The organism is Acinetobacter sp. G18, assembly GCF_052660225.1.
In genome coordinates this window covers 3,371,763-3,392,875 of record NZ_CP109658.1, presented here as the reverse complement: position 1 = coordinate 3,392,875, position 21,113 = coordinate 3,371,763, and the positions used below count along the sequence as shown (strand labels likewise).

The window sequence follows — 21,113 nt, the reverse complement described above, 5'->3', positions numbered from 1 at the left end:
ATGCTAGCTCAGCTAGCATTTTTTATATCAACAACAATAAAAGAAAATTTAATTTTTATGGGGAAAAAGAATGTGGAAAAACATTCGGATTTTATGCCTATTGATGATTTTATTAATCGTTGCGGTTCAGGCATGGCGAGATCAGAATCAAGACTGGAATCAGCCTATTGTTGTGGTATTGCACCCAGTAAATGCAGATGGTTTACAAACCACGCAAGCTTATATTCATCAGTTACAAGACGCTGATTTCCAAACGCTCAAAAGCTATTTAACTGAATGGTCACAGCATTATCGTGGACAGTCCAGCAACTTTGAGATTCGTTTAGGGCAACAACTACAGCATCGGCCACCTGTAGTCCCTCAAAATGCCAATATTTTGAATGTAATTTGGTGGAGTTTAAAGTTTCGTTTTTATGCATGGCGACAACAACAGCCTGAAGATAGCGGAGCTTCACTTAAACTTTATTTAAATTATTATGATCCAACTTATCAAAAAGTTTTGGTACATTCTACTGCTTTAGAAAAAGGTCGTATTGGTAGCGTCAATTTGTTTGCTGCACGTGAGCAGGCATCAGAAAATCATGTCGTTCTTGTTCATGAGCTATTGCATGGCTTTGGCGCGAAAGATAAATATGATTTAAAAACAGGCCAGCCGATTTATCCATTGGGTTATGCACAACCCGAAAAAGTACCTCTTTACCCACAAAAGCAAGCAGAAATCATGGGGGGTAAAACGCCATTGTCTGAGCAGACCAATAAAATGCCAAGAGATTTACAAGAAACTGTAATAGGTTTACCGACAGCTCAAGAAATTGGTTGGTTGAAATAAAATTGTGGATAAATACTGTTTTATCCACATCAATTGTTAATAAACGATGCAGATCTTATACAGACAATAAATGTGAAGTAAATCACTATAATGACAATATATAAACTTCCTAATACCTGATAATAAGAGTCGCCATGATGAAAACTGTAGGTAATGATTTAGTTCGTAATCAGCTACATGCTGATCGTAAATGGTATCTAATATTAGGCTTTGTGCTCATTATTTTCGGTTTAGTCTTATTTAGTTCACTACCATTTGCAACATTTTCGGTTGTTTTCCTATTTGGTATTTTAATGATGATAGGCGGTGTTCTGCATTTGATTGCTGCCTTAAGTGTATTTAAGGGTGGTAGCCGATGGCTTTGGGCACTTTTTGGGGTGCTGTATTTAATGGCTGGCTATTACGCATTTTCTACACCTGTGACTACAGCCGTAGTTTTAACTAGCTTGTTATCGATTGCACTGATTATTGCTGGGGTCATCCGCACTATAAACGCATTTTTATTAAGACCAATTGCAGGGTGGGGATGGACATTATTTTCAGGCTTATTAACCCTAGCTACAGGTATTTTAATTCTAGTTTCTAAGGACTCACCATTTTGGGTGTTAGGAATGTTTTTGGCAGTGGATATTTTATTTCAGGGCATTAACTTTTTAGGATTGGCTTCTGCAATTAAACATTTACCTTCTAGCTCAAAAACAGTTTCTTAAATTAAATAGCGAATAAAAGGGCACTTAAGGTGTCCTTTTTTGTTTTTAGTGAGCTAAGGGCCATCTCGTGGCATGGGTCTGTTAAACTAGGCCTTGGTGTTTTAGCGATGTGTGTTATGAGTCTTGCAAAGTTAATTAATGAATTAAATGCTCAGCAAAAAAAGGCAGCAACGACTACGGCTCAAAACTGTCTGGTTTTGGCTGGAGCAGGCTGTGGCAAGACTAAAACCATTGTTGCTCGCGCAGCTTATTTAATTGATCAGGGATTACCTGCAAATCAAATCCAGATTTTAACGTTCACGCGCCGTGCCGCGAGTGAAATTGTTGCAAGGGTTGAACAGCATGTTGGGGCACAAGCCAAAGGTCTTCGTGCATCAACCTTTCATACCTTTTGCATGTACTTGTTGCGTCGTAATCCACAAGCTTTTGGTTTAACCCAATTTAGCATTATTGATCGAGATGATCAGTTACTTATGTTTCGCTTATTGAGAGGTAAAGACAAAGATAACGTTTTACCTAAAGCAGCAGAGCTGTGTGATTTGTATTCTTATGCCCGAAATACGCAATCTAAGCTTTCAGATGCATTACTCAAGCAATTACCTGAAGCATATGAGTACAAGGCACAAATTGCGGAGCTAATGAAAACCTATGAGCAACGTAAAAGAGAGCGCAATTTTTTAGACTATGACGATATTTTATCGATTGTCGCTGTTCATTTGCAAAACTCGGAAGCACTCACAGATTGGGTTGCAGGTTTTTGTCAGGCTTTGCTGGTCGATGAAATGCAAGATACTAACCCTTTACAGTGGGCACTTTTGCAGCCACTCATTGGCAAGGTGAAATTGTTTTGTGTGGGTGACGACGCTCAGTCTATTTATGGTTTCCGCGGTGCTGACTTTGAAAATATTCATTCTTTTAAAGAGCGGATTCCTGACGCGGTTATTCATACCTTAGATTTAAATTACCGCTCAACTCAAGAAATATTGGATTTATCAAACTGGTTATTAGCTCATAGCCCAATCGATTATGAAAAACAATTACAGGCATATCGTGGCAAAGGGCAAAAGCCACAGCTCCACTTATTTGGTAATGAATTTGAAGAAGCTAATTGGATCGCACAAGACTTAATAGAGCGACATCAGCAGGGCGCAAATTGGTACGACCATATGGTCTTAGTTCGTTCTGGCTACAGTGCTCGCTATTTGGAAGGGGCATTTATTGCTGCTGAAATTCCTTATCGTTTTATTGGTGGCGTAAAGTTACTGGAATCCGCACATGTAAAGGATGTACTCAGTCTATTGCGTATTGTGAGTAACCCGCAGGATGACTTGGCTTGGATGCGCTTTTTAACCTTATGGGATGGCATTGGTGATGTTGGTGCTAGTAAGTTAGCACAAGAGTTAATGGGCATTAGTGAGGTTGAAGAACGTTGTCAGCGTTTGGAGCGTCATGGAAAAGTCCCTTTACAGGCTATTTTGATTTTGAAGCAGCTTGATGTGTTACAGCAGCATGTTGAAGCAAGTATTGGTTTGGCACTCGATGCCCTAAGTGAACAGTTAGAGCAAAACTATAAAACGAAAGACTGGTCACGTCGCGCTAAAGATTTTGATTTGGTTAAACAACTTGCGCGTAAGCATGCATCGCTGGGTGAATTTCTTGAAGAATATGTGCTTGAGCCGATTTCAGTTTCTGAAATTGAAAAAGCGGGTGATGATGATTTAGTGACTTTAATTACAATTCATTCGGCTAAAGGTGCAGAGCAAAAGGTATGTTATGTACCGCATGTTTCGCCAAATCAATTTCCATATGCACGCGCACAGGGTGATTTTGATGATGTCGAAGAAGAACGTCGTGTGTTATACGTTGCATTAACACGTGCGGAAAATGAATTGATTTTGACGAAGCAAAATCTCAATACATGGTCACAAGACACGTATGATGAACAAGGTCGTAAAATCGAAAGTTATTTCCTAAATGATCTACCTGCGCATTTAGTTCAGGCAAAAATTCATCGTCAAGTTCCACAGCCATTTGCCAAAAAACAATGGAACACTTCACGAACAGTAAACTTAGGTTTTGGTATCGATCTCGACTAAACTACTGTATAAGACACTGTGAATACTCAAATGTATATTGGCCTTTATTTTGAAGGCCAGTGAAGGTTGGAAAATGAAAATATTAGTTCGTAATTTAGATCGCTTAGTGACTGAAGCCGAAGTTTTAGAGCTGTTTAAGGCTTATGGTAAAGTTGATTCTTGCGTCGTTGTAACCGATAAAGAAACAGGTAAATCAAAAGGTTTTGGATTTGTCGAAATGCCGAATCCACGTGAAGCGATCAAAGCCATTAAAGGCTTAAATACACTTAAAGTAAAAGGTTACGGAATTCGCGTTAAAGCCGCTGAAGAGTAATGCTTTTATGCAACAATTTTTAGCTCTTTTTGTGGTTGCTCCCAATAGAACCCGTATAGCCCAAGGTGTAAAGACACTAGAAGTGCGTTCATAGGTGCCTACAGAGTTGCCTCTTAAAGATCTATTAATTGTTGAGAATCTGAATTTTTTAATCAATGATGGTGATGAAGAAGAGGGTATAGCTGTCGCTTTCGTCGATGTCGATTCTATTCATGCTTGGCAAAATGATGAGATTGAACCTGCCTGTGCTACTGGTTGGAGTGAAGGATATTTCGCTTGGGTTCTAAGTAATGTGCGTCCAGTGAAGCAGCAGTTGAAAGTGCAGGCTAAACGAAAAATTTATCAACTCGCTTTGGATTTTCCATAAATAACGTTGATTTTATCAATGGAGTCGTTAAGCTAAGAATAGCCATATTGATGGCAATCTTTAGAACAGGAAAGTTTAGTTATGTCACGTGTTGCTCGTTATCATGCCGATCGTACCAATCAAAAACTCTATTTTGCGCGCTTAGCGTGTCAACAAGCAGAGCAAACTGATCATGTACAGCAGGTACAAGCGTATCGTGAAACAGCTGTCTTTCACTTGCATGGTGCAATGCTGGCTTTTCTGCAAGAACTGGTACGTTACTACCGTTTAAATGACTCGCAGCCGACATTAAAATCGATTGAAGAACTCATGGCTGCAAAAGGTCAGGTTTCTCCTGAGGTTTCTGTTTTGCAGCAATTAGCCAAAGATGGCTTTGTTGCAGAGTTAAAGCGCGCTTACCGTATGTGTCAGTACGCACCAGAACCAACTGAACCAACGCCAGAAGAAGAAACATCTTCTAATTTGATCATTAAAGTGACTCAGGGACCTCAGTCATGGTTACCCGATGTGAAAATCTTGCGTGAATGGCATAGAGAATTAAGTCATTTAATTGATGGTTTTCGTAACGAAATGGTCGAGTTCTAAAATTAAACTGTTTAAGCGCTTGAAATTTAATCCTAGTGCGCCTATATAAATAAGACGAGAGATGCAAAGTGCAAGGGTGCTTTGCCACCATGTTGAAACATGGAGGAAGTATATGTCTATACAGCAATTGAAAGAGTTATTTGGCAATCAAGAAGCAGTGTTGGAGTTAGTCCAACTCGAAGGTGGTGAGCTTGCCTTGCGTAATGCTGGTTCTGAAAAAGAGCCCTTGGTTAAAATTCAGTTTAGTGATGAACTAAAAGAGATTTTAGGCGAGCAAACGCCTGTAGTTGCACAGCATATGATTCAGGCTGCTTTATTTGGACTGCTCGAAAAGCAGGTCAATGAATGGCAGGCCGAGGTTGTAGATGAGCAGCCTAAATTCCTAAGTTAAAAAAAGCGTACTCTAGAGTACGCTTTTTTGTATGCGTTAATGATGTGTTGACTGATGCGCCAGTTCGATTTGATTTAAAATATGATGACTCATATTCTTTGCCATTTCTTCTTTTGCATAGAATACTTCGCCAATATTTTCATCTCGAATAACTGCTGCTTCTTCTTTACTTTCTGCACAAATTAAAACCTGAATTTGAGGGTTTAATTGTTTGGCAATATCCACAATTCGGTGAATATCTAAAATATCCATAGGGGAAATCACCAAGAGTCGTGCATGCATGATATGCGCCTGAATGAGAACGCCTGGTTCAGTTGCGACACCACTTACGGCAGCAATATTTGCTTGACGTAGCTTTTCTACAATTTCACGATTTTCTTCTGCAATCACGACTTTAATATTCTGATTAATTAAATTTTCAGTAATACGTCGTCCAACACCACCATACCCTACAATCACCACTTGATCACGCAGATAAGCTTGATCAACTTCATCTGGCAACATTGCGAGTGGGTCACCACTGCGCTCAAGAAGTCGTGCTAAATGAGAGCGTTCACGAATCCAGCGTTGTACAGGTTCAACTGCCGAGAAAACAAAAGAGTTAAGCGTAATAGAGAACAAAGCGCCTGCTAAAATCAGATTTTGAGCTTCTAGCGTTAATAGACCTAAAGACACACCCAGTGTTGCCAAAATAAATGAGAACTCACCAATTTGTGCAAGGCTGGCCCCGACGGTCAAAGCAGTATTGATTGGATAGCGGAAGAATAAAACTAAAGCCATTGCAGCAAGCGTTTTACCCACCATAATAATCGCGATAACTGCCAAAATATGCAGTGGACGCTCGATAAGGATATGTGGGTCAAACAACATTCCTACCGAAACGAAGAATAAAATCGAGAAAATTTCACGTAGAGGAAGGGTTTCTTCTTCTGCACGGTGGCTAAAGTCTGATTCTTTTACGACCATACCCGCAAAGAACGCCCCTAGCGCCATTGAAACCCCAAAGATGGCATAAGAGCCATAGGCAATCGAAACAGCTGCTGCTACGACAGTCAGGGTAAATAGCTCTCTTGAACCTAAGCGCGCAACAAACTGCATAATGATAGGAACAACACGCTTACCTACAATAAGCATAAACGCAATAAAGCCAATCACTTTTAATAGAGTGATTCCCAGTGTTAGCCAGATGTTTCCTTCTGCACCTGCTGGTGCTTTTCCACCAAGTAAAACCGCTGTAGCTGGAAGAAGTACTAAAACAAGTACCATCACTAAATCTTCAACTAATAGCCAACCTACCGCAATTTTGCCGTTTACAGAGTCTAAAAGACCACGGTCGCCCAAAGCTTTTAATAATACAACAGTACTCGCACACGATAAGCTTAAGCCAAAAACCAGTGCAGAGCCAAAGCTCCAGCCCCATAGCATTGAAACGCCAACACCAAGTAAGGTAGCAACGGCTATCTGTAAAATTGCACCTGGTAAGGCAATACGACGAACTTGTAAAAGATCATTTAATGAAAAATGCATCCCAACGCCAAACATCAGAAACATTACACCAAGCTCAGCAAGTTGGTTTGCTAGATGAATGTCTGCTTCTATACCGGGAGTGTTGGGACTAATAATAATTCCGGCAATTAAATAGCCGATAAGAGGGGGAAGTCGTAGTCGGGCGGCAATATAGCCAAAAAAGAGGGCAACGCCGAAACCAACAGCAAGTAAAATAATTAAATCTACGTCATGCGGCACTAAAAACTCCTTTTACGTGAGTTAGGCTAAAGACAAGCATAAAAAATGCCAAGGCGGAATATGTAGAAAGTTTAACAAAAAGGTGGGTATAAAAAAAATGCAAAAAAAAACGACTTCTTTAAGAAGTCGTTTTTTTCGACGCTAAAATTATTTGATTTTAGCTTCTTTGAAAATCACGTGTTGACGGATTTTTGGATCAAATTTTTTGATTTCCATTTTTTCCGGCATAGTACGTTTGTTTTTAGTCGTGGTATAGAAATAACCTGTACCAGCTGAAGAAACGAGACGAATCTTATCACGCATTGCTCAGACTCCTTAGATCTTTTGACCTTGAGCACGAAGGTCTGCAACAACCTTTTCGATACCCAATTTGTCAATAATACGCATACCTTTAGTGGTTAAACGAAGACGTACAAAACGTTTTTCGCTTTCTAACCAGAAACGGTGGTGGTGCAGGTTCGGCTCGAACCGGCGCTTGGTTTTGTTGTTGGCGTGTGAGACGTTGTTACCAACGACTGGACGCTTGCCGGTAACTTGGCAAACCTTAGACATGGTGTAACTCCATTGATTTAGCCAACAGCAAATCTGTGGCCAGTCATACTAAATGTAAACGGATGAATTCATTCAAGGGGCGTTTTATACCAAAAATACGATTAAAAGACAAGCGAAATTGGTAAAAACGAGGCATGATCTAGTGTAACAGATCATGCCTTGATCAGTTAACGCAACAAGGTTTTCGAAATGAAGCGATGAATTGGTTTATTGAACGGTGGAAGAATGTATTTCAGGCTGTAAAGTTTTGGATTCGACATTACCGAACGTTCATGTGAAAGCCCGAAAAAGCCTTCTGGACCGTGATATTTGCCCATACCTGATGCCCCAATTCCGCCAAATGGCAAGTCATCTTGAGCAACATGGGTAATGACCATGTTAATTCCGAAATGTCCTGAATGAGTATGCTGAGAGATATAATCGGCGCGTGCCTGATCATAGTCAAAATAATACATTGCTAAAGGACGCGGACGACTATTAATAAACTCAATGACTTCTTCTATTTGGTCATATTCTAAAATTGGTAGAACAGGACCAAAAATTTCATTTTTCATAATATCCATTGCAGTCGTTACACCAGTTACTAGAGTCGGTGGAATTTTGCGGACATCATCTAAAATTTCATTTTGCGGATTAATTTCAACAATACGGGCACCCTGATCACGGGCATTTTCAAGATATCCTTGAATACGGTTGTACTGTTTATCATTAATAATAGAAGTGTAGTCTTGGTTATTGCGGAAATGAGGATACATTCCAGCCACAATCAATTTAAAGTTCTCGATAAACTCGGCAGTTTTCCCGCGTGGCAAGAAAATATGGTCTGGCGCAACACAAGTTTGACCAGCGTTCCACAATTTACCTACAGCAATACGTTGTGCGACATCTTTCATCTCTACGGAAGCATGGACAAGAGCAGGGGATTTACCGCCTAACTCAAGAATAACCGGCACAAGGTTTTGAGCTGCGGCTGCCATGACGGTTTTACCAACCGAAGTCGAGCCTGTGAAAATCATTTTATCGAAAGGCAAATGGCTAAACGCATCGGAAATTACACCGCCACCATTTATAACAGCGACCAACTCTTGTGGGAATGCTTCCGCTAATGCACTTTCAAGAACTTGTCCAAAGTTTGGAGAAGCACTCGAAATTTTGATCATGGCATGGTTACCAGCTGCAAGAGCACAAATAAGTGGCCCAACTGATAAAAGTAATGGGTAGTTCCAAGGTGTAATAATGCCAATAATACCCATTGGTTGATATTGTACCCAACCTTTTGCTGGCTGATGTAATACACTGATATGGCGTTTTGATGGTTTCATCCAACCGGTTAAGTGCTTACTGTAATACTTGATTTGTTCAAGACAAGTAAGCAATTCACCAATTTTGGTTTCCATAATGGCACGATTACCATAATCAAGGTTAATTGCTTCGGCAATCTGATCTTGATATTTTACCAAAACTCTTTTAAGACGAGCTAAACGATCAATACGTTCTTTAGCAGTGGGTACCGGATGACGTAAGTAGGCAATCTTTTGCTGCGCAAGCAAATCATGTAAATGCTTAACATCATAAGGAACCTGAGTCTCTGGATTTGTTTTTGTTTGACTGTTCATCGGTACTTACCAAATATACTGATATAATTAGTTTTTAGAGTAAATACTCTAAAGAGTCAAGTTGGTTTCTGTATTCACGTTTTAACCATATGAATTAACGAAGGTTATTAAAATGTCTCTACCTAAAGCTCTGAAGACAAAAGACCGGATTTTACAAATCAGTTTGCAGCTTTTTAATGAGCGTGGCGAACGGTCTGTCACAACCAATCATATTGCTGCAGAGTTGGGGATTAGTCCTGGAAACTTGTATTACCATTTTCGAAATAAGCATGAAATCATTAAGGAATTAATGTATCAGTATCAGGTAGAGACTTTAGAAATGCTCTCTTTACCTGAAGACAGACCTTTAACCACTACTGATAAAATTAACTACTTTCAAGTGTTAAGTGGTCAACTCTGGAATTATCGTTTTATTCATCGTGATGTTTATCACTTAGTTGAAAGCAATGAAGACTTTAAAAAGATCTATCCGAGATTTGCAGGCCAAGTCATGCAACAAGGGCAAAAAATTTATCAAGCCTTTGTCGACGCAGGTCTTATGAAAATGACGGCTTCTGAAATTGAAGCACTCATTATTAACCTTTGGATTGTTTTAACGAACTGGACTAATTTTTTATATATGTCTGGACATATTAGTAACAACAATCATCTTGAAGAGAAATGGGTTTGGCAGGCATTACGTCAGATGGTTTTCTTAGAGGGCCCTTATTTAATGGGTGAAAGCCGTGCCACTTATGAACAACTGCTCGAATCACTTGGGCCTTCTGATCTTTTCGCAAGCTTGTCATCCTTAAAAGATGAATAGTTGTGCTTGTTTATTTAGAGCGCTAGAATACTCGGCTTATCAAAAATTTGTCTCAATTAAGTGATATTAACAAAATGAATATGACCACTGCCAATACAGCCCGTTTACTGATTACTTGTGAAGACAAGCCTGGGATCGTACAGGCTGTATCGAGCTTTTTGTACCATCAAGGTGCAAACATTACCGCGCTTGATCAGTATGCGACGGAAGCTCAAGGCGGGCGTTATTTCATGCGTGTTGAATTTGAACTTGATCATTTACAGTCACGTAAAGATGCATTAATTCAAACATTTGCTGTCAACGTTGCTGAGCGTTATGGCATGCAATGGCGTCTTGCATTTGTAAACGAAATTAAAAAAGTTGGTATTTTAGTTTCTAAAGTCGACCATGCTTTACTTGAGTTATTGTGGCGTCATGCACGTGGGTCGTTACCTTGTGAAATTACGCATGTGATTTCTAACCATGAAGACTTACGTGAATCTGTTGAAAACTTCGGTATTCCATTTACTGTAATTAAAGTAACTAAAGACAATAAAGCTGAAGCTTATGCTCAAATTGATGAAATGATGCAAGGTAACGACTTATTAGTTCTTGCACGTTACATGCAGATTTTAAGCGAAGATTTTGTTGCAAAATGGGAAATGAAAATCATCAATATTCACCATTCATTCTTACCTGCTTTTGTTGGTGCAAACCCATATAAGCAAGCATATGAAAAAGGTGTGAAGTTGATTGGTGCGACAGCTCACTATGTGACTGCTGACCTAGACCAAGGTCCGATTATTGAGCAAGACGTTGAACGTGTAAGCCACGATTATAATGTTGAGCAGTTGCGTGAGCTTGGTGAAGATGTAGAGCGTAATGTATTAGCTCGTGCTGTTAAATGGCACTTAGAAGACCGTATCATTGTAGATGGTAATAAGACGGTTGTTTTCTAATTATTTCATATTTTTAAAAGCATGCTCTTCGGTATGCTTTTTTTATGGCTAAAATGAATTTAAAATGTTATAACGTAACATAAGTTTGATGTTCGATTGCTTAGCCTTAATATTTAATTGTTTAATCAACGCTTATGTTGAGCACAGTTTGATAAATAAGAAATGAACTCAAAGTTTTTAGCGTGCTGTTTATACAAGAGAAAAGTAAGGTGATATCACTTTATGAGGTTAGATAGCACAATACTGGGTAGTGTTTTTCGCGAAAAAGTAGTTGCAAATGAAAACACTTCTCATTTATTATTGTGGCACTTTATTGTTCTATCCGATGTTTGAAATCGTTTCTCTTAATTAAAGGTCGAGATCATCATCCATTAGGTAATTAGATTCTTATGAGTCAATCTTCCGCAGCCTTAAACTCTCCTAATCCGATGAAAAAGAAAGTCATCACGGCCCTAATTGCGGTTGCAATTGGTCATATCGGGGTCTTATGGGCAGTTAGCCACATTAAGCCTGCTGAACTAAAGCCAATTGATAAGAAACCCTTACAGGTACGTTTTTTAACAATTAAAGAAGATGTGCCACCACCTCCTCCTGCAAAAATAGAGCCGATTAAGCCGAAGGTAGAGCCTAAACCTGTAGAGAAGAAGATAGAGCCTAAACCTGTTGAAAAGCCAAAAGTTATTGCTCAGAAAGTACAGAAGGTAGAACCAAAGGTTATTCAACAAGATGATACCCAAGAGAAATTAAAGAAACAGCAAGAGTTGGAAAAGCAGAGATTAGAGCAGCTTCAACGGGAACAAGCGTTAAAAGATCAACAAGCTCGTGAACAAGCGTTAAAAGATCAACAAGCTCGTGAACAAGCTGCAAAAGATCAACAAGCTCGTGAGCAAGCTCAAAGTACTTCGGTTGAGAAAGTGAGTAAAGGTGATGTTGAATGGGCAATGGGACAAAAATGGGTTGATAAACAAGTTCAAATTGCTGTAAATGAATTCGCAAATAAGTACTCTACGATCAAGGGGCAATTTGAGCTTACCTTAAACCTTAGCGTAAATGAGAAAGGTAAAATTACCTCGGTGACTGTGGCAAAATCTACTGGCAATCCAAAAATTGATCAAAAAATGATTCAAGTTATTGGTCGACAACGGTTTAAACCATATATGGTAAATGGGGTTGCGAAGCCTTTTACAGTACCGTTACCACTGGTTATTGGATTTTAATTTATACATAAATCAGGAGTTCATCTATGAACTTTGCAGTTTATTGGCAACATGCAGATGCAGTGAGTAAAACCCTGTATTTCATTTTATTGGCAATGTCGATTGCTACTTGGACAGTTTTCATCTTACGTTTGATGGGGACTCGCCAACTAAAACAACAAGCTTATGCTCAACTCTCTAAAGCTATTAGTTCGCTAAAAGCGAAGTTACAGCCTTTGAGTTTTGAACAGCGTAAAGCAGTTGCAGAGCAAGCATTATTGCGCCAAATTTCTGCTGAAAAAGTCAATGCTGAAAAAGGTATTTCTGTTTTAGGAACAATTGCTTCAATTGCACCATTCGTTGGTTTGTTTGGTACGGTATGGGGTATTTTCCACGCGTTGGTTGCTGTAGGTAAGAGCGGACAAGCAGGATTGGCTCAAGTGGCTACACCAGTAGGTGAAGCGCTTATTATGACTGGTCTTGGTCTTGCAGTTGCGATTCCTGCGGTATTGGCTTATAACATTTGTGTACGTGCTAATCGTGGTCTTGCTCATGATTTACAAGATCAAGCACATAGTTTGTTAATCGATACGATGTTGCAGCAAGACTCAACTGTAAAGACTGATGTTAAAACTGCAGAGCAAAGTTATGTTGGAGGTCAAGCTTAATGGCTTTTCAATTGGGTGAAGACCACGATAGTGGCATAAATGAGATGAACCTCATTCCGCTAATCGACATTATGTTGGTGTTAATGATCATCTTTTTGGTCACAGCAACAGTTGCCAACCCATCGATTCCATTAACACTGCCTAAAACAACTGCTGAAATTATTGATCCACCACCAAAAGCGATTACGATTAGTATTAATGCAAATGGTGAAGTGGCTTGGGATACTCAAGTAATTAGCCTTGATGAGCTTCAAAAACGTTTCCAAGAAGCAGGTCAAGGTGAGGTTAAACCTACGGTTCAACTTCGTGCTGATAAAGAGTCGAAGTACGATACTGTGGCTCAGGTAATGTCTCGCGCCAGTGAAGCCGGACTGAGCGATATTGCCTTTGTAAGTGAAAACTAAAATTTAGTTGACTCAATAAAAAAGCAACCAATTTGGTTGCTTTTTTATTGCTCTGATTTATTGATCTTTCATCAAATGCTGGAATTTACTATATAGCTTTAATAGCTTAGGTGGAATCGCAAAGTTGCAATAACCTTGTGAAGGGTTCTTTGCATAGTAATTCTGATGATATTCTTCAGCCGGATAGAATGTTGGCACAGGAGACAGCTCAGTCACAATATCAAGATCGTCATCTTTTAGCGTTTGAATCGTGTGTTCCGCTGCCTGCTTTTGCTCTTCGCTATAATAGTAAATAACAGAGCGGTACTGAGTACCAATATCATTACCTTGGCGGTTTAAAGTCGTTGGATCATGCGTTGCAAAGAATACATCGAGTAACTGTGAATATGTTACTTGCTTTTCATCAAAATCAACCAAGATAACCTCAGCATGCTGAGTATCGCCTTGACATACTTGCTCGTAGGTAGGGTTGATCGTATGTCCACCTGCGTAACCACTAGTTACTTTTTCTACACCACGGATCTGTAAAAATACGGCTTCGACACACCAAAAGCAGCCGCCGCCAAATAATGCCTGTTGCATTGTGTTTCCCTCTATTTCCTGCCTATTACAATAGGGTCTATCTATTTAGATTACAAAGTAAAGCATGTATAAAAAAGTAAAGAAAAGTGCATTACTTATTTCATTTTGCTTTAGGTAAACCTTGTCGAACGATTTGAGAGAAGTGTTCACTACTCTGATCTGAAAGTTGTTCAAAATGTTCAGTACGTGGATTGATATGTGCGATTTGATACCACTGCTTTAAAGTAATATTTTGATTAAGAGCTTTAAGATCATATAAATAATTAGGTAAATAACCTGAGGCTATTAAACGATAATCTTTAGGAAGTTGATATGGATTAATCGCTTGAACCATATCGAAAATCAAGGTTGTACAATTACTTGTGAGCGTATTATACCATTTTGGTTGATCACGTAGCTCATCTGACTTTTTAAGATATTCTAAAAATAGCGCTTTCTGTTCAGAACGGGGCATATTAATTGGGAAATTATAAACTTGCTCTTTACGAATGTTACTGCGTGTGTAGACAATATCTTTTTCATCGGATGCAATTAAGCTCAGTTCGTATTTTCTAAAAAAACCACCCACTGCCGAAAACTCTTCGTTCTTTTCTTTTCGAATTTCGATTGAAAAAACTAAGGGTTTTTGATTTTTAAACTCAAAACTGACCAGAGTATGGGCAATTTGTGGCCCCATCCAGTAAGAGGTAATAATATTTATGCCATTTAACTTGTTCAGGTTAAAAGTACGGGTTTCCCACCGGACATCATAAGTGCCATCAGGGTGCCAGTTGAAGTTACGGACATTGTGCAAGGTAATTACATCGCCGTGTTTTTCGTAACTTAGCATATTGGCAACTTCAGGATTCCAGTCACGGTCTTGACGTGCTGTAATCGAGAAATACCAAACCAAAGAACAAGCAAAAGCTAACAGATAGATCAAAATATCTGTACGACGGCTAATGATATGACCATTGAAGTATAAGCCAGCCATACTTAATGCAAAGGCAATCCATATACCGATAATAATACGGCTGCCTAACCAGCCAAAAGGTTGTTGCACCCAAAGCGCTAAACATACCCAAATACTGGAAAGCACAATAAACAACGTGAATAAACCATGTAAAGCGCCGAAGAGGAGGGCGATAATAAATTCACGTGTTCCGATATTGTGCATAGGCGGCCATAAAATTATTTTTTATAAGTTGCAAATTCGAATGAAGTTCCTGTTTTTTCATCTACTTGCTGCTCGCTCGCAACTTTATGAAATTCACTCGGTATAGTTGGATAATGTGCATCACCTTGGACATCTAAGTCAACATGAGTGAGTTCAAGACGGTCTGCAATTGACAAGGTTTGCTTAAATATTTCACCACCACCAATGATGAAAAGCACCTGCTTTTCGGTGTTTTTGGCATCTTCTAAAGCTGCGTTTAAAGCATCTTCAATTGAATACGCAACTTTAACACCGTCAAATTGCCAGTTAATGTCACGAGTAATTACCCAGTTCACACGGTTCGGTAGAGCACGGCCCATAGACTCAAGGGTTTTACGGCCCATGATGACCACACCACCCTGAGTGATTTCTTTAAAGTGTTTTAAATCGGCAGAGATATGCCATGGCAACGCGTTGCCTTTACCAATACAGTGATTTTTGTCCATTGCCACAACGTGGACAACTTCTACATTTTGCCATGCCATAATCTTATTCTCTAAACCGTAATCAAATGAAATTTAAGCCGTTGTTATACTGCAACCGGTGCTTTAATTGCTGGATGTGACTCGTAACCTACAATCTCGATATCTTCAAATTTGAAATCGAAAAGATCTTTAACTTCCGGATTAAGTTTTAATTGGCAAAGTGGTAATGGTTCGCGCGTTAATTGTAGTCGTGCCTGCTCGAAATGGTTGGCATAAAGATGCGTATCGCCACCTGTCCAAACAAAATCACCTACACCTAAACCGCATACTTGAGCAATCATATGGGTAAGTAAGGCATAGCTAGCAATATTAAATGGTACGCCCAAAAACACGTCAGCACTTCGTTGATAAAGCTGGCATGACAATTTGTTGTCTTGTACGAAAAATTGGAAGAGTGTGTGGCAAGGTGGCAATGCAACTTGTCCAGCTTCATTCGGGTTCCAACCAGAAACGATTAAACGGCGTGAATTTGGGTTAGTTTTGATTTCGTTAATTAACCATTTAATTTGGTCAAAACCATCTTGGTTATAAGTACCATCAGCATTTTTAGTTGCGCCGAAATTACGCCATTGATGACCATAAACTGGGCCTAGTTCATGTTCTGGACGGCCAAAACGTGCTGTTTGTTCTGCTGTTGCCCATTCGTCCCAAATTGAAACTTTATTGTCTTTTAAATATTGGACGTTGGTATCGCCTTTTAAAAACCAAAGTAACTCAATCACAATAGAACGGAAGTGAACTTTTTTTGTGGTGAGTAAAGGAAAACCTTTAGAGAGATCAAAACGCATTTGATGACCAAATACAGAACGGGTTCCTGTGCCTGTACGGTCGCCTTTGTCACCGCCATTATCAAGGATATGTTGTAGTAGGTCTAAATATGCACGCATAACACTCTCGAGTTCGGATTAATTCCATAAAATAAAAGGGAGACGGTTTCTGGATCAATAAACCGTGGAAGATAATAGCATGCTTTGGGAATAGTAAAAACGAGCTAAACTTTATGCTTAAAAACGCTTGGCACGATTTTGATAAATTGAAACAAGAAAAAATCCAACCAGTACAAAGCCTAAAGCTTGTATCGTTACGATCCAATTGTGCTGAGGGGGCAATATCCACATCACAATAGCAACAATAATGAAAGGGTAAATTCTAAGCAGAAACTGGAATTTAGATTTATATGAGCTGTGCTCTGGAATTTTTGTTTGTAAATATTGCCCGAAATGAAGCCCGAACCCTAACACGAGGCTAAGAACAGTGTAAGTCGATGATAAAGGCTGAACTTGATTGGCTGCATAAATTGCAGCACAAACGACAATAATGAAGATGAGTTTAATGTGACGCGGTGCGTTGTACCAATAAGCCAACATAAAACGGGAGCCTATTTGTTAAATAACGATTGTGGTGAAAAAATAAAAGCAGCAAGCGCCATAAATGCAATGCCTTGAACGCCCCAAATAAGTAAGTTAGGCATGGCTTTCACAAAAATAAGTGCAAACAAGAGGGCAATAGGGACCCATGTAAATAGACGGTAAAGTAAACCGGTTGGGTTACTTTGAGCAAAATGCAATTTAAAGTAACGGCAGATTAAAAAAATAACCCCAGTTCCCGTAAACATTAAAATAGTATCTAACGGTAATGGTTGATATTGATATAGCCCAATACAGATTAAGAGGGTAATAATTAAGATCATTAATTTTTTAAAAGACGGGACTTGCTTGTTAAACCAGAATTCCAGCATGGTGTATCTTCTTTCTTGGGAGATAAAAACTGTAGCATAAAAAAGAGGAGTCGAAACTCCTCTGATTTAGATGTTAACTGTTCTTTTGTGGGCCCCAGTCATAAATTTTCTTTTGATAGGCATACCACATCATCCAAAGGCCAATGAGTAGCATTGGAACGGTAAGGATCTGACCTTTAGTCATCCAGCCAAATAAAATGAAACCTTGGTCGGCATCTGGTTGACGGAAGAATTCCATTACAAAACGTGCAACGCCATAACCCATCAAGAATAGTGATGAAACGGCCATACGTGGGCGAGGTTTTGAACTAAACCACCATAAGATAATGAATAGAATTAGACCTTCACAAAGCGCTTGATAAATTTGAGAAGGGTGGCGAACCAAGTGTAATGGATCGGTTGGGAAAATCATTCCAAATGGATAGTTCGGATCTGTAACCGCACGACCATATAACTCTCCACCAATAAAGTTACCGAAGCGTCCGAACATTAAGCCTGTCGGTACACAAGGAGCAATAAAGTCGAGTGTTTGGAACCATGTTTTTTGATATTTTTTACACCAGAATAGCATTGCAATCATGACGCCTAAGAAGCCGCCGTGGAAGCTCATACCACCAGTCCAGACTTGGAATAACCAGATTGGGTTTTCAAGGAATTTATCAAATTCATAGAAAAGCACATAGCCGATACGTCCGCCGAGTACAACACCTAGAGCGCCGTAAAACACCAGATCGGAAACCATGTCCGATGTCCAGCCATCACGCTGTTTGGCACGGTAGGAAGCGAGTCCCCAAGCACATAAAAATGCCAATAAATACATGAGTCCATACCAATGGACTTGAAGAGGTCCTAGATGTATTGCGACCGGATCGATATTAGGATAGGTCAGCATTGCTGCTCCTTGATCTTACGTTTTGACAGATTGTAGCGGAATGATGTGAAAAATGTTGTACATTCAATGTGTAAACATAGGGAACAAGAATCAATGTGTATTGTGGCTTTAGCATGGCATGTTCTGGATGATATGCCCTTGTGTCTTATTTCAAACCGTGATGAGTTTTATCATCGACCAACCGCATTGTTGCATCAATGGGAACATACACCCATCATTGCAGGGCAAGACTTACAGTCAGGTGGTACTTGGATGGGGGTTACGCCGCAGGGCCGATGGGCTGTGTTAACTAATTTCCGTGATGGACGTGATAAACAGCAATACGAGACTTCTCGTGGTCATTTAGTTCAGGCTTTTCTAGAGTCTGATTTATTGCCGATTCGCTTTGCGCAACAATTAGAACAACAGCAACAGAACTTTGCTGGTTTTAACTTGTTTATGGGAACTGCTGATCAGGCGGTTTATATGAGTAACCGCGGAGAAGCACCTCAAGTATTAGCTAATGGCGTGTATGTGGTTTCGAATGGTTTGATGTCCGATCACTGGGAGAAAACCAGACATTTAAGAACTCGTTTTACGCAAGAGTTCCTACCTATGCATCAGCACAAAACGGAAGAGTTAAGCTTGCAACATGCAGCGTGGGATATTTTAGAAGATGAGCGTAAAGTCACCACAGCATTGTTGCCAAATACGGGTATTCAACCAGAAATGGAAGAGTTGCTATCATCGACTTTTATCCAAAGCCCAGTATATGGAACACGTTGTTCGAATTTTTTAAGAATGACCAATAATGAATGGATTTGGTTGGAAAAGACCCAGCAAGGCGAGCATAGCGGCCAAATTGTACAGCAGCAGATACCTTTAAACTTTCAGAAATAAAAGAACTTTAAATACAGTAAAAGAAACCTGCATAAAGCAGGCTTCTTTTGAGTTGTGGTAAGAATTATTTCTTCACAACAGATGGTGCTAGAGGATCAGCCGTAATATAACCAACTGCCGCTGCAAAACGATCTTTGTAGTTTGCACGAACAAGAGGATCAAGAGTCGCTTTTACTTTATCGTGTAATGGAGATTCCCAGTCACCCGGATGCTGGAAGTTACTCATGATGTAAGTCCAGCCATTCACCGCATCTACAGCATGTAAACCTGTCGATTCAGCACCAGCAGGTGTTGATAAGATACGGCTTAATTGTTTGGTATCTACGTTATATGCCCATAAGAAGTTATTTACGTGCATACCACTGTCTTCACCAATGAAGAGCGTACGTAAGTTTTCAGAGAACTTAATATTATCTGGGTTTGCAATTTTATCTGCATTTGCAAGGTTACCCAAAGCATCAGCAGTGGTGAGGTCTTCACCCACTAAAGCTGCTGGCGGTTCCATATGAGTCGATACCCATTCACTGTTAATGAGCTGACCTTTATTGTCGACTTGGCTGCCTTTTAATGTATGTGCATAAACTGCACCAGCTTTTGGACCCTGTACTTGAATATCAGTGGTTTTATCAACCATAGAAGACTGTACATAAGACATCGCAGAGTATGCGATTTTGTCTTTAATATTGACAGTTGTGCCTTCCATTTTGGTGAAGCCCATACTTGCACCAACCAAGGCTGCATAACGATGCGTTTCTAGGAAAGCTGCTTCACGCTCTTTACCCGGTACAAGTTTGACCCAGTTATTTTTGCCGCTATAACGGATTTTGGTATAGCTTGCATCTTGAGGATCTGTAGTTTTTACATCCATCAAGTCTGAAATCTTGTATTGATCTGCCCAGCTTTTTACTTCTGCACTTGTTGCATGACCAAGGTTAATCCAAGAAATATCACCCGCACCAGCGCCTACGCCTGAGGTTTGCTTCCATTTAGCAACATAGAGCGTACCCGCAGATAAGTCTTTTTCTTTATCGGCAACAAACATGAATAAACCGCCATTCGTTGCATCATCACCCATCAATGCAGTGCGGTTATCTGGCATAACTTGAATAAGTTCGTGCGAGATACGACCTAAACAGTAATGTTTTTTGATTGAACCTGTACCATCCGTATTTACAGTAACTTCTGGTAAATGACCGTAGTGGTATGGGTTACCTTTGGTACTGTCACCAAATAAGTTTTTGCTAAATACTGGTAAGTAGCTTCCAGCAACATTGTTTGCATCTGGTTCGTATTCTTCACTAGAAAGGTGAGTTCCCCATGGAGATAAGCTTGCACCACAAGTAATCCATAAACCGTTTACTTTAGAAGTATCGACATTGTGGTATTTAACCAGTGTTAAATGACCAGTTTTAGGGTCTTGGTCTAAAGTTAAAATCGCAATTGGAGATGGTAGTAAGCCATACATAGACGCTAAGCTTTGGTCACGAGTCGTATATTCAAACTGAACGACGTGAAATACAGGATTACCTGTAACACCTAAAGCTTGTTTGTCTGCATCGGTAAAGTCACGACCTGTTGCTTGTTTAAAGCTAATTAAAGAGCTTCCATCTGGACAGTCAGAGAAGAATTGACGTTCTTGCCCAGGTTTTGATTTATCAATAATCGGCTGATTATTAATATCAACATAACCACCCGCTAGAATTTTTCCACCTTTACCATCTGCAACCAGATCACCTGTGGTAAAGAATGGCTTGTATGCTAATGTGTAGTCAGTTTTTGAGCCATCTTCCCAGCTAATTGAAAGGCTTGATCCAACAGTTGTTGTTGCCATCGCTGCTGGGTTGGCTAAAGATGGTGCAGCCATTGAGGTAAACGTTGCATTTTTAAAGTTTACTGTTGGTGGTGGAGTAACAACATCTGAATCATTATTACTGTCATTACAGCCTGCTAACGTTGCTGCCGTAGCCATCGCACCTAATGGAAGAAAAGGGATCCCCGTAAACCATTTTAAAATATCGCGACGTGTTGGGTGGTTAGAAGCAGTTGTCATAATAAATCCGTAACTTTTGTGTGTATATTTGTTGAGTCGATTCTATGGATTGGAAATGACACTTTTCTTACATTTT

The 21,113-nt window shown here is 39.7% G+C and carries 24 protein-coding genes and 1 pseudogene; 13 read left to right on the top strand and 12 right to left on the bottom strand.

Translation table 11 applies throughout. The features are described from left to right. The first annotated feature begins 70 nt into the window (after positions 1-70). The 7 genes and pseudogenes from NE363_RS16045 (at position 71) to NE363_RS16015 (ending at position 5,291) form a co-directional block, all read left to right on the top strand. Entirely contained in the window at positions 71-829 is a 759-nt protein-coding gene (locus NE363_RS16045) for a hypothetical protein (protein ID WP_445535447.1), read from the top strand. Positions 830-966: 137 nt separating this feature from the next. Further along, complete coding sequence (locus tag NE363_RS16040) at positions 967-1,539, top strand: HdeD family acid-resistance protein (RefSeq protein ID WP_049066792.1); 573 nt, start codon at positions 967-969, stop codon at positions 1,537-1,539. Positions 1,540-1,655: 116 nt separating this feature from the next. Further along, positions 1,656-3,635: an ATP-dependent helicase gene (locus NE363_RS16035; RefSeq protein ID WP_445535446.1), complete on the top strand. Its 1,980-nt coding sequence runs from the start codon at positions 1,656-1,658 to the stop codon at positions 3,633-3,635. 73 nt (positions 3,636-3,708) lie between these two features. Then, a complete protein-coding gene (locus NE363_RS16030) occupies positions 3,709-3,948 on the top strand; it encodes an RNA recognition motif domain-containing protein (RefSeq protein WP_019458044.1) in 240 nt (79 codons plus the stop codon). Positions 3,949-3,955: 7 nt separating this feature from the next. Beyond that, positions 3,956-4,315, top strand: a pseudogene (locus NE363_RS16025) (ASCH domain-containing protein). 81 nt (positions 4,316-4,396) lie between these two features. Continuing rightward, entirely contained in the window at positions 4,397-4,900 is a 504-nt protein-coding gene (locus tag NE363_RS16020) for a DUF6586 family protein (protein ID WP_004698871.1), read from the top strand. Positions 4,901-5,012: 112 nt separating this feature from the next. Further along, positions 5,013-5,291 carry a hypothetical protein gene (locus NE363_RS16015; protein ID WP_004698869.1) on the top strand — a complete coding sequence of 93 codons (279 nt, stop codon included), beginning with the start codon at positions 5,013-5,015 and terminating at the stop codon, positions 5,289-5,291. Between the two features lie 36 nt (positions 5,292-5,327). Here NE363_RS16015 and NE363_RS16010 read toward each other — a convergent pair whose 3' ends face one another. The 4 genes from NE363_RS16010 to NE363_RS15995 all read right to left on the bottom strand — a co-directional run bounded on the left by NE363_RS16010 (position 5,328) and on the right by NE363_RS15995 (position 9,205). Next, positions 5,328-7,037 (bottom strand): cation:proton antiporter, encoded by a 1,710-nt coding sequence (locus NE363_RS16010; RefSeq protein WP_004698868.1) that lies wholly within the window; start codon positions 7,035-7,037, stop codon positions 5,328-5,330. 147 nt (positions 7,038-7,184) lie between these two features. Then, on the bottom strand, positions 7,185-7,340 hold the full coding sequence (gene rpmG, locus NE363_RS16005) for a 50S ribosomal protein L33 (RefSeq protein ID WP_001205031.1): 156 nt from the start codon (positions 7,338-7,340) through the stop codon (positions 7,185-7,187). A gap of 12 nt (positions 7,341-7,352) precedes the next feature. Further along, positions 7,353-7,589 (bottom strand): 50S ribosomal protein L28, encoded by a 237-nt coding sequence (gene rpmB, locus NE363_RS16000; protein ID WP_000048256.1) that lies wholly within the window; start codon positions 7,587-7,589, stop codon positions 7,353-7,355. Positions 7,590-7,756: 167 nt separating this feature from the next. After that, a complete protein-coding gene (locus NE363_RS15995) occupies positions 7,757-9,205 on the bottom strand; it encodes a coniferyl aldehyde dehydrogenase (protein ID WP_445535445.1) in 1,449 nt (482 codons plus the stop codon). A 112-nt stretch (positions 9,206-9,317) separates the two neighbouring features. On the opposite strand from NE363_RS15995, the gene NE363_RS15990 reads away from it, so the two are divergent. The 5 genes from NE363_RS15990 to NE363_RS15970 all read left to right on the top strand — a co-directional run bounded on the left by NE363_RS15990 (position 9,318) and on the right by NE363_RS15970 (position 13,216). Then, positions 9,318-10,010 (top strand): TetR/AcrR family transcriptional regulator, encoded by a 693-nt coding sequence (locus NE363_RS15990; RefSeq protein WP_445535444.1) that lies wholly within the window; start codon positions 9,318-9,320, stop codon positions 10,008-10,010. A 74-nt stretch (positions 10,011-10,084) separates the two neighbouring features. Next, positions 10,085-10,948 (top strand): formyltetrahydrofolate deformylase, encoded by an 864-nt coding sequence (purU, locus tag NE363_RS15985; RefSeq protein WP_004698860.1) that lies wholly within the window; start codon positions 10,085-10,087, stop codon positions 10,946-10,948. Positions 10,949-11,337: 389 nt separating this feature from the next. Further along, positions 11,338-12,165 carry a TonB family protein gene (locus NE363_RS15980; RefSeq protein ID WP_445535443.1) on the top strand — a complete coding sequence of 276 codons (828 nt, stop codon included), beginning with the start codon at positions 11,338-11,340 and terminating at the stop codon, positions 12,163-12,165. Between the two features lie 26 nt (positions 12,166-12,191). After that, the gene (locus NE363_RS15975; RefSeq protein WP_445535442.1) at positions 12,192-12,812 is read left to right on the top strand and encodes a MotA/TolQ/ExbB proton channel family protein; all 621 of its coding nucleotides are present in this window, start codon (positions 12,192-12,194) and stop codon (positions 12,810-12,812) included. Next, entirely contained in the window at positions 12,812-13,216 is a 405-nt protein-coding gene (locus NE363_RS15970; RefSeq protein WP_004698850.1) for an ExbD/TolR family protein, read from the top strand. The genes NE363_RS15975 and NE363_RS15970 overlap by 1 nt, the downstream gene beginning before the upstream one ends. A gap of 57 nt (positions 13,217-13,273) precedes the next feature. Here the strand turns inward: NE363_RS15970 and msrA are convergent, their stop codons facing one another. The 7 genes from msrA to lgt form a co-directional block, all read right to left on the bottom strand. After that, on the bottom strand, positions 13,274-13,798 hold the full coding sequence (msrA, locus tag NE363_RS15965; protein WP_107972554.1) for a peptide-methionine (S)-S-oxide reductase MsrA: 525 nt from the start codon (positions 13,796-13,798) through the stop codon (positions 13,274-13,276). Positions 13,799-13,898: 100 nt separating this feature from the next. After that, complete coding sequence (locus tag NE363_RS15960; RefSeq protein WP_348884135.1) at positions 13,899-14,954, bottom strand: DUF4105 domain-containing protein; 1,056 nt, start codon at positions 14,952-14,954, stop codon at positions 13,899-13,901. A gap of 14 nt (positions 14,955-14,968) precedes the next feature. Further along, positions 14,969-15,478 (bottom strand): dihydrofolate reductase, encoded by a 510-nt coding sequence (locus NE363_RS15955; protein ID WP_445535441.1) that lies wholly within the window; start codon positions 15,476-15,478, stop codon positions 14,969-14,971. A 44-nt stretch (positions 15,479-15,522) separates the two neighbouring features. After that, positions 15,523-16,365 (bottom strand): thymidylate synthase, encoded by an 843-nt coding sequence (gene thyA, locus NE363_RS15950; RefSeq protein WP_002115009.1) that lies wholly within the window; start codon positions 16,363-16,365, stop codon positions 15,523-15,525. 117 nt (positions 16,366-16,482) lie between these two features. Next, positions 16,483-16,845, bottom strand: coding sequence for a hypothetical protein (locus NE363_RS15945; protein ID WP_445535440.1), 363 nt, complete (start codon positions 16,843-16,845; stop codon positions 16,483-16,485). A gap of 11 nt (positions 16,846-16,856) precedes the next feature. Continuing rightward, positions 16,857-17,216 carry a hypothetical protein gene (locus tag NE363_RS15940; RefSeq protein WP_032048365.1) on the bottom strand — a complete coding sequence of 120 codons (360 nt, stop codon included), beginning with the start codon at positions 17,214-17,216 and terminating at the stop codon, positions 16,857-16,859. A gap of 73 nt (positions 17,217-17,289) precedes the next feature. Continuing rightward, positions 17,290-18,108, bottom strand: coding sequence for a prolipoprotein diacylglyceryl transferase (gene lgt / locus NE363_RS15935; protein WP_004698831.1), 819 nt, complete (start codon positions 18,106-18,108; stop codon positions 17,290-17,292). A gap of 93 nt (positions 18,109-18,201) precedes the next feature. On the opposite strand from lgt, the gene NE363_RS15930 reads away from it, so the two are divergent. Continuing rightward, the gene (locus NE363_RS15930; RefSeq protein WP_215900887.1) at positions 18,202-18,987 is read left to right on the top strand and encodes an NRDE family protein; all 786 of its coding nucleotides are present in this window, start codon (positions 18,202-18,204) and stop codon (positions 18,985-18,987) included. A gap of 64 nt (positions 18,988-19,051) precedes the next feature. Here NE363_RS15930 and NE363_RS15925 read toward each other — a convergent pair whose 3' ends face one another. Continuing rightward, positions 19,052-21,037, bottom strand: a complete 1,986-nt coding sequence (locus NE363_RS15925) for a PhoX family protein (protein WP_396462517.1) — start codon at positions 21,035-21,037, stop codon at positions 19,052-19,054. Positions 21,038-21,113 lie beyond the last annotated feature (76 nt).